The following is a 13,659-nucleotide window of genomic DNA, read 5'->3' on the forward strand; positions in this document are numbered from 1 at the left end:
GATGGTTGCTTGTCGGTGGCTGGGGGCATCATGGGCAGGTGGTCAGAAAAACTTCTCCTCAGCCCGGGACGCCCAAGGCCGAGACCCCGCGGTCGGGCAACTCTGCTCTGGCGAAGTTTTCCGCTCCCACCCAGGAGTGGTTCGCCGGCGCATTTCACAGTCCGACTGCAGCCCAGGCCGGAGCGTGGGAGGCGATCTCGAGCGGTCGCCACACCCTCGTCGTCGCCCCCACCGGATCCGGCAAGACGCTCTCCGCGTTCCTTTGGTCGATCGATCAGCTCGCCGGGCGAGCGCCGCAGACCGACCGCACCACGAAGGTTCTCTACATCTCGCCGCTCAAAGCACTGGCGGTCGACGTCGAGCGCAACCTCCGGGCTCCGCTGGTCGGTATCACTCAGACGGCGAAGCGCCTCGGGCTCGAACCACCCGACATCTCCGTAGGCGTTCGGTCGGGCGACACGAGCCCTGCGGATCGACGCAGTCTGATCAAGACCCCGCCCGACATCTTGATCACCACGCCGGAATCTCTCTTCCTGATGCTCACCTCGGCGGCCCGGGAGTCGCTGGTCGGAGTCGACACCGTCATCGTCGACGAGGTCCACGCGGTCGCTGGAACCAAACGCGGGTCTCACTTGGCGCTGTCTCTCGAGCGCCTCGATCTGATGCTTCCGAAGCCCGCTCAACGTATCGGGCTCTCGGCGACGGTCCGCCCGCACGAAGAAGTCGGACGATTCCTCACCGGTATCGCGCCCATCGAGATCGTTGCGCCGCCGTCGCCGAAGATGTTCGACCTCACGGTTCAGGTACCGGTGGAGGACATGACCGAACTCGGCGTCACCGAACCCGCGGACGGTTCTGCGTCAGCGGCGCCGCAGCAGGGGTCCATCTGGCCGCACGTCGAGGAGAAGATCGTCGACCTCATCCTCGAACACAAGTCGAGCATCGTATTCGCCAACTCACGACGTCTCGCGGAGAAGCTGACCGCTCGACTCAACGAGGTGTACGCCGAGCGGATGGGTGACGCCGTCGACACCACGCACAAGCCACCCTCTCAGATGGGCACACCCACCGAGGTCAACCACGGCGCCGACGCTTTGTTGGCCCGTGCCCACCACGGAAGCGTCAGCAAGGATCAACGAGCACTCATCGAGGACGATCTCAAATCCGGCCGGCTTCGTTGCGTCGTTGCCACCAGCAGCCTCGAGCTCGGAATCGATATGGGTGCAGTGGATCTGGTGGTTCAGGTCGAGGCCCCACCCTCGGTGGCCAGCGGGTTGCAACGAGTGGGTCGTGCAGGCCACCAGGTCGGTGAGATCTCCAAGGGAGTGCTCTTCCCGAAGCACCGAACCGACTTGATCCACTGCGCTGTGACGGTCGAGCGTATGAAGACAGGCCAGATCGAGTCACTCTCCGTCCCCGCCAATCCGCTCGATATCCTGGCCCAGCACACAGTCGCGGCGTGCGCGCTGGAAGCAATCGATGCGCAGGACTGGTTCGACGCAGTCCGGCGCACCGGCAGCTTCGCGACTCTGCCTCGCTCCGCATACGAGTCGACACTGGATCTGCTCTCGGGCCGCTACCCATCGGACGAATTCGCCGAACTACGACCGAGATTGGTCTGGGACCGCGATGCCGGCACCCTTACCGGCCGTCCGGGCGCACAGCGACTGGCCGTGACCTCGGGAGGATCGATCCCGGATCGTGGATTGTTCACGGTATACATGGTCGGCGAAAAAGCTTCTCGGGTAGGCGAACTCGACGAAGAGATGGTGTACGAGTCACGCGTCGGTGATGTCTTCGCCCTCGGCGCCACCAGCTGGCGGATCGAGGAAATCACCCACGATCGAGTCCTGGTGAGCCCTGCATACGGTCAACCTGGGCGACTGCCGTTCTGGCACGGCGACGGGCTCGGTCGCCCCGCGGAACTGGGCAGAGCGTTGGGTGAATTCCTCCGCAGCACTGCTGAACGAGAAGGGTTGTCCGAGCGGCTGACCGGAAGCGGCCTCGATGTCAACGCGGTCAGCAACCTGATCGCACTTCTCGACGAACAAAAGGATGCGACGGGCCAGCTCCCGACCGACCGAACGATGATCGTCGAACGATTCCGTGACGAGCTGGGTGACTGGCGACTCGTTCTGCACTCGACGTACGGCCAGCAGGTGCATGCGCCGTGGGCACTTGCGATCGGCGCCCGTCTCATCGAGAGATATGGCATCGATGCTGCCCCGACCGCGTCCGATGACGGGATCATCGTGCGACTCCCGGACACCGAGGACCGACCTCCCGGTGCCGACTTGTTCGTGTTCGAACGTGACGAAATTGCCGACATCGTCACCGAGCAGGTCGGCGGTTCGGCACTTTTTGCATCGAGATTCCGCGAATGTGCCGCTCGCGCACTACTTCTACCCCGCCGCAACCCCGGAAAGCGTGCACCGTTGTGGCAGCAGAGACAACGGTCTGCCCAACTTCTCGACGTCGCGCGCAAGTATCCGACATTCCCGATTCTGCTCGAGACAGTGCGCGAATGTCTACAGGACGTCTACGACTTGCCTGCGCTGGAAGAGATTCTCGCCCAGATCGGCCGACGGCAGATCCGCATCGTCGAGATAGAGACGGCGTCGCCGTCGCCCTTCGCGAATTCTCTGCTGTTCAACTACGTGGGCGCGTTCATGTACGAGGGCGACAGTCCCTTGGCGGAACGTCGCGCGCAAGCCTTGTCGCTGGATTCGACACTGCTCGCCGAACTCCTGGGGCGCGTCGAGCTGCGTGAGCTCTTGGATCTGTCCGTGATCGAGACGACCGAACTCGAACTGCAGCGACTCGCAGAAGACCGAGCTGCCAAGGACATCGAGGGTGTCGCGGATCTACTCCGAATGCTGGGACCGCTGACCGTCGAGGAGGTGGCCGAGCGCACGCGAGGAAACGAGTCTCTCCGGTGGCTGATCGAGCTCGGGGGCGCAAAGCGCGCGATGGAGGTGAGCTTCGCAGGTCGGACGTGGTGGACTGCCATCGAAGACGCGGGCCGGTTGCGCGACGCCCTCGGTGTTCCACTGCCCATCGGCACACCGGCAGCCTTCATCGAACCGGTGGAAGACCCGCTGACCGACCTCGTGAGCCGGTATGCGCGTACCCACGGTCCGTTCTCGGTCACCGATCTCGCGGCCAGGTTCGGGATCGGGACGGCGGTCGCTCGCGGTGTTCTCACCACGCTCGGTGCCGACAAGAGAGTCGTCGAGGGAGAGTTCCGACCCGATACGACGGGCAGCGAATGGTGCGACAACGAGGTCTTACGCCGTCTGCGCAGACGGTCGCTCGCTGCGGCGCGTCACGAAGTCGAGCCGGTCGGCACCGCAACCCTCGGCCGATTCCTCCCCGCATGGCAACACGTAGGAAGTCGGCAACTCAACGGAATCGACGGTGTTGCGACAGTTGTCGAGCAGCTCGCCGGCGTACCGATCCCCGCGTCGGCCTGGGAGCCACTCATTTTCGCTTCGCGAGTCCGCGACTACTCCCCCGCGATGCTCGACGAATTGACCTCTACCGGCGAGGTTCTCTGGTCCGGCCACGGATCCATCACCTCGAAGGACGGCTGGGTCTGTCTACACATGGCCGAGACCGCCCCGTTGACTCTCGCTCCGCCCGCCGAATCGGATCTTTCCGAACTACAACTGCGCGTGTTGGACGCGGTCGCAGCTGGAGGCGCATATTTCTTCCGGCAGCTGTCGGACACGGTAGGCAGTACCGACGACGACAGTCTGCACGCCGCTCTGTGGGAGCTCGTATGGGCGGGCCGGCTCAGCAATGACACCTTTGCACCCTTACGCGCGCTCCTCAACGCGACGACCCGCTCGGCGCCGAGCCACCGAGCTCCGAGGAAGACGCCGCGGTTGCGGTCGTACCGTCGATTCGAGCGGCCCACGCTGCCTACCCGGACCGGGCCTCCCACAGCAGGAGGGCGCTGGTCCAGACTCCCAGAGCTCGAACCGGATCCCACGGTGCGAGCACATGCGACCGCCGACATGCTGCTCGAACGCTACGGCGTGGTCACGCGAGGTGCGGTGATGAACGAAGGAGTGCCCGGCGGATTCGCCACGATGTACAAGGTGCTCAGTACTTTCGAGGATTCCGGCCGCAGCCGACGCGGGTACTTCGTCGATTCGCTCGGTGGCGCGCAGTTCTCCACTTCCGATGTCGTCGATCGATTGCGCACGTACGACGAACGAGAAAAGACCGGCGCAATGGTCCTGGCAGCCTGCGACCCGGCCAACCCCTACGGTGCCGCGCTCACCTGGCCGAAGCCCGACGAAAAAGATGATTCGCCTCGACATCGGCCAGGACGGAAGGCGGGTGCACTCGTCGTACTCCATGAGGGCAACCTTGCTCTGTACGTCGAACGGGGTGGCAAGACCGTGTTGACATTCTCCGACGACGAAGCCGTTATCGAAGCGTCGGCCCGCGCGCTCGCCGCGACTGTGAAAAGGGGCGGAGTCGAGAAGCTGTTGGTGGAACGAGTGGATGGTCACGATATCCACGGAACGGCATTTGCCAAGACCTTGACCGAGGCGGGCTTCTCCGCAACCCCCAGGGGCTTGCGTCTGCGTGGGCAGCTTCATGCCTGAGGGAGATACCGTCTATCGGGCGGCGAACAAGTTGAGGGACGCGCTCGTCGGACGCGTACTGACGGGTTGCGATATTCGTGTACCTCGCTACGCGACAGTCGATTTCACGGGTCGGACAGTGGACTCGGTGGAAGCACGTGGCAAGCATCTCCTCATTCGGGTCGACGGATATACGATCCACAGCCATCTGAAGATGGAAGGAACCTGGCAGGTCTATGCACCCGGTGAAAGGTGGCGCAAGCCTGCGTTCCAAGCTCGCGCGATTCTGACGAACGAGAGTGCTTCCGCGGTGGGGTTCGAACTCGGTGTACTGGACGTGGTGGAGGACGAAGACGAGGTCGTCGGATACCTCGGGCCCGATCTACTCGGATCGAACTGGGATTCGGCTCTCGCGATCGCCAATCTGGGCGCCGACCCCGCCCGGCCTATCGGAACCGCGTTGCTCGATCAACGGATTCTGGCAGGCCTGGGCAACGTGTATCGCAACGAGATCTGTTTTCTTCGAGGTATGGATCCGCGAACCCCAGTCGGTTCTGCAGGCGATCTACGCAAGATCGTCGACCTGTCGTTTCGCACGATCATGGCCAACAAGGATCGACATCAGCGAATCACTACCGGTGATCGACGTCCGGGGCGCCAATTCTGGGTCTACGGGCGGGAGAACAAGCCGTGTAGGCGATGTGGCACATCCATCCAGTTCGGATTGCTCGGCGACAACCCGCTGGAGGAACGCCAGATATATTTTTGTTCGTATTGCCAGCCCCCGCCCAGCTGATTCACAGATCGGCCCAGTTGATTCACAGCCCCGGCCGCCACGATTCTAGGGTCGACACGACTACCCTGAGCTCGGTCTCCTTTATCTGTCGGTGACAGAATTATCCGTTCGCCGGCCGGTAGTGACTACTGTCAATCGACATGGCACCGAATCTACGAAATCTCCTGCACAGACCGCTGCTGTCACGTAGCAGCCCACTGAGTCCTGGCAATGCCGCCAGTCGAATCAGCGCTTACGTATACGGCAATGTCTTGATACTGGTTGCTCTCATTCCGATGACGTCACCGGACGAGCACAGCTTTCAAGGTGTGGCAATCGTTCTCGGTACAGCGATATCGACGTTCGTAGCGCACGCATTCGCCGAGGGTGTCGGTGAAACCGTGCGAACCGGGGCCAATTTGTCGAGAGTCGCCCGAATCGAACAGCTCCGAGATTCCGTTCCGGTTTTGAGCGCGGCGGTACTTCCTGCTGTCCTCTTGGCCATCGGATGGGCCGGATTGCTGGATCCAGGGATCGGTCAGATCGTGGCCGAAATAACGGTCATCGCCAGGATTGCGTCCACGAACTTCATCGTCGGTCGTCTCCGAGGAGAGAAGCCCACCCGTGGAACATTTTTGGGCTCCATCGTGCTCGCGCTGGTTGCCACCGCCGTGGTCGCGCTCAAGTTGGTTCTGACTCATTGACCGGGAAAGCAGCACGCTACTTGCTCGGCTGCACCGGTTCCAGGATTTCTTGACGGGCCTCCGATGCGACGACGCGTAGTGCGTCGGCGGACTCGTCGTCGGGTGGCCTCTGTGACCTTCTCCAGATGGACCCCATCTTCGATCGGGGCAGCTGCCCCGTAAGACACGGGACTTAGCCGATCATGAAGTCCGAGAACAGCTTGTCTCTGAAGTGCCGGAGGGTTCATCCAGAACGTGTCGGCTGCACACAGTCCCATTCACGCATTTCGAGGATAGAACTGCTCCGATAGGTACACCAAGAAAATGGGTCCCTTCACATGCCCGAGGAGTCCTTATGATGGACCGGGACCGGCGGAGTCGAAGCCACATTGCCTAGAGGGAGCGCTGAAAATGGCAAGTGCAACACAGGCCGAAGAGTGGATGCGCGGTTACATTACCGACAGTCTCTCCCGCGCCGATATCGCAGCGTTCGTCGACGATGTCGCTCAATCCATGGGGTCCGATGTCCCCGAGCTATCTACGGACGCAGATGTTCGGAGGGACCTGTTGTTGGCTGTTCGCAGCCAGTTTCAAAACATTCTTGCCGTTCGGCAGTCCAACGGCACTGCACTGTGGTCTGCACCGGTAGCTGCGGAAGCTCATTCTCTCGCCCGCACCATCGCGCGCCGGGGACTCGAATTGCGAGTTCTATCCCATCTTTACCACGCCGGTCACCGGGCGGTGTGGCGGTTTGTGGCAGATTTCGTCACCAATGCCGACGTACCCGAGGAGTTCAAGGTCGAACTCGTCGTGATGATGTGGAAGCAGACGAGCGAAATCATGAATTCGATGCTCGATGAACTTGCCGCCACGTATACGTCCGAACGAGAAAGGCTGCTCAGCGGGACATTTTCGATGCGAGTGAACACGGTCCGCGAGATTCTGGACGGCAAGTTGAATGACGCCGAGGTCGCATCCGTACAACTGAGCTACCCGGTCCACCGCGTGAACACTGCCTTGGTGTTATGGACCAACGATCACGCCATCTCGATCGACTCGCGAATTTTCGAGCCACTTGCGTCGCGGCTGGCACGGTCAGCATCGGCAACCGAGATCCTCTGCATCCCGTCCGGGGCGCGGGGGTTGTGGGTTTGGATGGTGGCCGGACGTGACGAAGAACCGACGATCGACTCCACACTTGTGCCGTCCGGGGTGCGCGTCGCGGTGGGCAGACCTGGGAAGGGTATCGATGGGTTCCGGCGAGCTCACAGGGAGGCCCTGGCGGCGCAAGAGATCGCCATGCGGGCCAAGCAGAGCATACCCGTCACCAGCTATCGAGACATCGAGCTCGTCTCGATGCTCGTATCTCGACCAGACGCGATGAACACACTTATCGAACGCGAATTGCCCGGACTCTTGGGGGGCGACGAGCTGTCCGTGCGACTCCGGAAGACACTTCACGCGGTATTGTCATCCCCTGGAAATCTCGAGGCTGCCGCTAGCCAACTCGCCGTGCACAAAAACACTGTACGATACCGCGTCCAACAGATCGAGGAGCGCGTCGGCCAGCGGATCACCTCCCGCTCGCTACACCTGAAACTCGCACTCGATTGCTTCGACACCTTCGGCGAGAACGCAGTCGCATATGTACCCTCCGAACAAAAAGATCCGGAAACCTTGGTCATGTGAGCCAAGCCGCAGCACCCGCGTGACTGGAAGGCTGACTGCTATCAGCCCCAATGAGGAGTGCGAAGTGCCCACACCGAATATTGCCGAAGGTTTCGACCCCACTGACCCAGACATCTACGCCACTCATATTCCGCACGCGGAGTTCGCTGAGCTACGCAAGACAGCACCTGTCTGGTGGTGTCCACAACCACCCACCGTCGGCGGATTTCACGACGACGGGTACTGGGTTGTTACTCGGCATGAGGACGTCAGGGAGGTCTCGCGCAACGACGTATATTCCACGTGGGAAAACACCGCGATCGTCCGGTTCGACGACGACATCCCTCGCGAGGCCATCGAACTACAGCGCCACATTCTACTGTTCAAAGACGCCCCCGAGCACACCAAGCTGCGAAAGATCATTGCTCGCGGCTTCACCCCACGCGCAGTGGCCAGCCTCGAGAACGCCCTGTCTGAGCGTGCGTCGACGATTGTCGAAGAAGCCCTGACCCTAGGGGCAGGCAATTTTGTCACCCAGGTGGCGACCGAGCTGCCGCTTCAGGCGATCGCGGAGCTCGTCGGCATCCCGCAACAAGATCGTGGCAAGGTCTTCGACTGGTCCAACCAGATGACCGGATACGACGACCCGGAATTCGAGGGTGACCCCCAGGTCGCCTCGATGGAGCTCCTCGGGTACGCCTACCAAATGGCAGAAGAGCGTAAGAAGTGTCCCGCCGATGACATCCTCACCCAGCTGCTGAATGCCGAAATCGACGGTGATGAACTGCTCCCCGAAGAATTCGGCTTCTTCGTCATCCTGCTCGCTGTCGCGGGCAACGAGACCACCCGAAACGCCATCACGCACGGAATGATCGGCTTCCTGGAGAACCCCGATCAGTGGGAGCTCTACAAGAACGAGCGACCAAGCACCGCGGTCGACGAGATTATTCGCTGGGCGACCCCCATTACCGCGTTTCAGCGGACAGCGCTTGTTGACACCACGCTTGGTGGTCAGAAGATCAGCAAGGGCGACCGAGTTGCGATGTTCTATGCGTCGGCGAACTTCGACGAGGAGGTCTTCGACGATCCGAACAATTTCGATATCATGCGGGACCCGAACCGGCACTTGAGTTTCGGTGGAACCGGGGCGCACTTCTGCGTCGGCGCAAATTTGGCGCGTCTCGAGATCGATCTGATCTTCAACGCGATCGCTGACCACATGCCCGACATCACCAAGCTGGGCGATCCGAAGCGACTTCGATCTGGTTGGCTCAATGGCATCAAGGAGTTCGAGGTCGACTACGGAGGTCGCTGCCCGGTCGAACACTGAGCTCCAGTCGCGCACCGTTGGCAGCAGGCGCGAGCCTGCTGCTCTACTTGCTCGGTTGCACCGGCTCCAAGATTTCTTGTCGGGCCTCGGGGGCAACGACGCGTAGTGCATCGGCGGACTCGTCGTCGGGTTGCATCTGTGACTTGATCTCCGCCTCGACACGTGCGGTGTACGTCGCGACCTCGCGATCGACCGCCGCGGAGTCCCATCCGAGAATGGGCGCAGCCAAAGCCGCGACCTGTCCCGCGCAATGGACTCCACGATGGGAGTACTCGATCGATATGCGCGTTCGGCGAGCGAGGATGTCCTCCAAGTGGAGCGCACCTTCGGCAGCAGCGGCGTACACGACCTCGACCTGGAGGTAGCTGGGCGCGTCGGTGATCGGCTGCAAGAGTTCGGGCGTGTCCTTCGCCATGTCGAGCACCTCGTCGATCAACGAGCCGTACCGATCGAGAAGGTGGGTCACCCGGTAGGGATGCAGGCCGTACATCTTCGCGAGATGATGCGTCTGGTTGACCAGGGCGAAGTAGCCGTCGGCACCGACGAGCGGAACTTTCTCCGTGATCGACGACGCGACCCTGGCAGGGATGTCCTCGGCGGCAAGATCGACGGCGTCCTCGGCCATCACGCGGTAGGTGGTGTATTTGCCGCCCGCGATCGCCACGAGGCCGGGAGCGACGCGAGCGACGGCGTGTTCCCGGGACAGCTTCGACGTCTCGTCGCTTTCACCTGCCAGCAGTGGACGCAGGCCTGCGTAGACACCATCGATGTCCTCGTGCGTCAGTGGTGTCACCAGCACTGTGTTGACCTCGCCGAGGATGTAGTCGATATCGGCTTTCGTGGCAGCAGGATGCGCCAGGTCGAGCTTCCAGTCGGTATCGGTGGTGCCGATGATCCAATGTGCACCCCACGGAATGATGAACAGCACCGACTTCTCGGTGCGCAGAATGATCGCGGCCTCGCTGGCGATGCGGTCACGCGGCACCACGATATGTACGCCCTTCGAGGCGCGTACACGAAACCGTCCTCGTTGCGAGGACAACGCCTGGATTTCATCGGTCCACACGCCGGTTGCGTTGATTACCACGCTTCCGCGTATCTCGGTGGTGGCTCCGTTTTCCGAATCACGCACGCGCACACCGGAAACTCGATCGGCCTCACGCAGAAATCCAACGACCTGCGTCGACGTGCGAACGACGGCCCCGTAATGTGCCGCGGTGCGAGCAACACTCATCGTGTGGCGTGCGTCGTCGACGACGGTGTCGTAGTAGCGGATTCCGCCGATGAGGGATTTGCGCTTGAGGCCCGGTGTCATCCGCAACGCACCCGATCGGGTGAGGTGCTTCTGCGCCGGAACGGACTTCGCGCCACCCATCCTGTCGTACAGAAAGATTCCCGCAGCGATGTAGGGACGTTCCCAGACGCGGTGCGTCAGCGGAAAAAGGAACTTCAGCGGCTTGACGAGGTGCGGCGCCAACGTCGACAGCGACAGCTCTCGCTCGTGCAGAGCTTCACGTACCAGACCGAACTCGAGCTGCTCGAGGTATCGCAGTCCACCGTGGAACATCTTCGAGGACCGACTCGAGGTTCCCGATGCGAAGTCACGAGCTTCGACGAGAGCAACCTTCAAACCACGGGTCGCAGCGTCCAGCGCAGCACCTGCTCCGACGACGCCACCACCGATGATGATGACGTCGAAGTACTCGGATCCGAGCCGCTCCCAGGCATCGACACGCGCCTGAGGCCCCAGCAAAGTGGTGTTCGATCGATTGCTCACGAGCTCGCTCCCCACATAGACCATTTCCCTGACCGCCCCTGCAGGCTACCGTTCGGGTTCGATACCCGCGTCACCTCCGAGTCGAACAAAGGAACGTAGTGACCTCCGACACCAGCACCGATGTGACCTCTGGCACCTTCATCGCCTCGATCGATCAGGGCACGACGTCTTCTCGCTGCATCATTTTCGGCCACGACGGCAAGCCGGTCGGCTCGGCGCAGAAGGAGCATCGTCAGATCTTCCCGCGCGCCGGTTGGGTCGAACACGACGCCGAGGAGATCTGGGTCAACGTTCGCGAAGTGGTCGGTGCCGCACTCGGGAATGCCGACGTCAAAGCGCAGGACATCGCTGCTGTCGGTATTACCAACCAGCGCGAAACGACACTGGTCTGGGATCGAGCCACCGGCAAACCGGTCTACAACGCGATCGTGTGGCAGGACACTCGTACCGACGAATTGTGTCGAGAGCTGGCCGGCGACCAAGGCTCCGACCGTTATCAGCAGATCACCGGCCTGCCGTTGTCCACCTATTTCGCAGGGCCGAAGATTCGTTGGATTCTCGACAACGTCGACGGCGTTCGTGAACGTGCCGAAGCCGGCGAACTCTGCTTCGGAACGATGGATTCCTGGGTGTTGTGGAACCTCACCGGCGGAGCCGACGGCGGCAAGCACATCACCGACGTGACCAACGCCTCTCGCACGCTGTTGATGGATCTCGAAACACTGTCCTGGCGGGAGGACATCTGCGCCGACTTCGCAATTCCGATGTCGATGCTGCCCGAGATCCGCACGTCCTCCGAGGTGTATGCCGAGGTTCGTCCTCGGGGTGTGCTCGCCGGCGTCCCGATCTCGGGAATTCTGGGCGACCAACAGGCCGCAACATTCGGGCAGGCATGCTTGTCCCCGGGCGAGGCCAAGAATACGTACGGCACCGGGAACTTCCTGCTGCTCAACACCGGAACGACGCCGGTGCACAGTAAGCATGGACTGCTCACCACCGTCTGTTACAAGCTCGGTGACAAAGACGCTGTCTACGCTCTCGAGGGCTCGGTGGCCGTCACCGGCTCCCTCGTGCAGTGGCTGCGCGACAACCTCGGCATCATCGAGCGCACCGCCGATATCGAACGCCTCGCCGGAACGGTCGAGGACAACGGCGGTGTGTACTTCGTTCCCGCGTTTTCCGGTCTGTTCGCGCCTCGGTGGCGGCCCGATGCGCGCGGAGTCATCTCAGGTCTGACGCGTTTTGCCAACAAGGGCCACATCGCCCGAGCAGCGTTGGAGGCTACGGCATTTCAAACACGAGAAGTCATCGACGCGATGTACGCAGATTCCGAGGTCACGCTGACGACTTTGAAGGTGGACGGCGGAATGGTCGTAAACGAGCTCCTCATGCAGTTCCAGTCCGACGTTCTCGGCGTCCCTGTGGTCCGGCCGGTCGTCAACGAAACGACTGCTCTGGGCGCCGCCTACGCGGCGGGCCTGGCCGTTGGCTACTGGAGTGGCGAGGACGAGATCGTGGCGAACTGGGCCGCCGACAAGACCTGGGAGCCCGATTTGGCATCCGATGCTCGAGAGGCGATGTACGACAAGTGGAATCGCGCTGTGGAACGCACCTACGACAGCGTATGAGCGACCGACAGCCGTCGCACGGCCTCGCGGAGAACGTCCGAAGACGAACTCGCGAAACATAATCGAGCCGCGCCTGAATACTGGGGAGAGTCCGCGAAGGCACGCCCGGGGACGAAGGCGACGCCGTGATCGAGCGCGCGCGACAGCAAGGCCGTGGTGTCGGTGCTGTCCTGGAACTCCACCCACAGGAACATTCCCCCGCTCGCGGGTGATAGCACCATTCGGTCACCGAAAGTGCCTTTCAATGCATCTTCGAGGGCCTGCGCGCGGGCACTGTACTGCGAGCGCAAGACCTCGAGGTGGCGCTCGAGCCAGGCAGCGTCGTCGAGCATGTCGGCGGCCATCTGTTGGGTCATAGACGATCCGCACAGGTCGGCGCCCTGCTTGAGCAGTTCGACGGCCTGACACACAACCACCGGTGCGGTCAGCCAGCCGACCCGAAGCGCCGGAGCGATGATCTTCGACGCACTGGAGAGCCGAACCACGCGGTCGGAGTAGGCGGCTATGGACTTCGGGGGTTGGACGCCGAACCACAACTCGCCGTAAGGGTCGTCCTCGAGGATCCAGAACCCGTAGCGATCGGCGAGCGCGGCGAGCTGTTTGCGACCGAAATCCGACATCGTCACGCCGCGTGGATTGTGAAAGTTGCTCACAGTGTGGACGAGTGTGGGCCGAAGGCCGGCCTCCAACCTGCGGGCCAGTTCGTCGGTGTCCATTCCCGCATCACCGATCGGTATTGCGTGGATATCGGCCCCTGCTATCGAGAAGACCTGCAGCGCACCGGCATAAGCGGGCTCATCGACGACGACCACGGCGCCGGGATCGAGCAATGCTTGAGTGAGGAGGGTGAGCGCTTGCTGCGAACCGTGCGTGACTACGACCTCGCCGGAAGTGACTTCTCTTCCGACCGAGCGTGATTCACGGGTTGCGATGATCTCACGGAGTGGGCGCCAACCGGAGGTTTCGCCGTACTGCACCGAGGACGGTGTCATCAGCACTGCCTCCGCTGCTTGCCGAATGCGGTGCGCGGGAATCAGCTCCGTCGCCGGAAGACCGCCTGCAAGACTGATCACGTCCTCTCGCGCAGTCAGAGCGAGCAGGTCTCGAATCGCAGAACTCTTCAGTGAATCGAGACGACGGGCAAGCGACGGCAGAGCGCAAGTCATTGATTTCCCCAGGGATCGAGTACGGATTGCGAAG

Annotated in this window: 8 protein-coding genes; 6 read left to right on the forward strand and 2 right to left on the reverse strand. The window is 62.0% G+C overall.

Features of this window, described 5'->3' with window-relative positions:
* Positions 1-107: 107 nt before the first annotated feature.
* The 5 genes from ABIB36_RS12015 to ABIB36_RS12035 all read left to right on the forward strand — a co-directional run bounded on the left by ABIB36_RS12015 (position 108) and on the right by ABIB36_RS12035 (position 9,054).
* Entirely contained in the window at positions 108-4,619 is a 4,512-nt protein-coding gene (locus tag ABIB36_RS12015) for an ATP-dependent helicase (RefSeq protein WP_354559690.1), read from the forward strand.
* Positions 4,612-5,394, forward strand: a complete 783-nt coding sequence (locus tag ABIB36_RS12020; protein ID WP_354559348.1) for a DNA-formamidopyrimidine glycosylase family protein — start codon at positions 4,612-4,614, stop codon at positions 5,392-5,394. Before ABIB36_RS12015 ends, ABIB36_RS12020 begins: the two co-directional genes overlap by 8 nt.
* 140 nt (positions 5,395-5,534) lie before the next feature.
* Positions 5,535-6,077 carry a hypothetical protein gene (locus ABIB36_RS12025; RefSeq protein WP_084346813.1) on the forward strand — a complete coding sequence of 181 codons (543 nt, stop codon included), beginning with the start codon at positions 5,535-5,537 and terminating at the stop codon, positions 6,075-6,077.
* A gap of 390 nt (positions 6,078-6,467) precedes the next feature.
* Positions 6,468-7,745, forward strand: coding sequence for a PucR family transcriptional regulator (locus tag ABIB36_RS12030; protein WP_084346812.1), 1,278 nt, complete (start codon positions 6,468-6,470; stop codon positions 7,743-7,745).
* Between the two features lie 64 nt (positions 7,746-7,809).
* Positions 7,810-9,054, forward strand: coding sequence for a cytochrome P450 (locus tag ABIB36_RS12035; protein ID WP_354559347.1), 1,245 nt, complete (start codon positions 7,810-7,812; stop codon positions 9,052-9,054).
* Positions 9,055-9,097: 43 nt separating this feature from the next.
* On the opposite strand, the gene glpD is transcribed toward ABIB36_RS12035, so the two are convergent.
* The gene (gene glpD / locus ABIB36_RS12040; protein ID WP_354559346.1) at positions 9,098-10,855 is read right to left on the reverse strand and encodes a glycerol-3-phosphate dehydrogenase; all 1,758 of its coding nucleotides are present in this window, start codon (positions 10,853-10,855) and stop codon (positions 9,098-9,100) included.
* Positions 10,856-10,953: 98 nt separating this feature from the next.
* Here glpD and glpK point away from each other — a divergent pair, with 98 nt between their 5' ends.
* Positions 10,954-12,459: a glycerol kinase GlpK gene (glpK, locus tag ABIB36_RS12045; RefSeq protein WP_354559688.1), complete on the forward strand. Its 1,506-nt coding sequence runs from the start codon at positions 10,954-10,956 to the stop codon at positions 12,457-12,459.
* Here the strand turns inward: glpK and ABIB36_RS12050 are convergent.
* Positions 12,444-13,625 (reverse strand): aminotransferase-like domain-containing protein, encoded by a 1,182-nt coding sequence (locus ABIB36_RS12050; protein ID WP_354559345.1) that lies wholly within the window; start codon positions 13,623-13,625, stop codon positions 12,444-12,446. The genes glpK and ABIB36_RS12050 overlap by 16 nt on opposite strands.
* Positions 13,626-13,659 lie beyond the last annotated feature (34 nt).

It is taken from the genome of Rhodococcus sp. UYP9 (assembly GCF_040547235.1).
Taxonomy (GTDB): domain Bacteria; phylum Actinomycetota; class Actinomycetes; order Mycobacteriales; family Mycobacteriaceae; genus Rhodococcoides.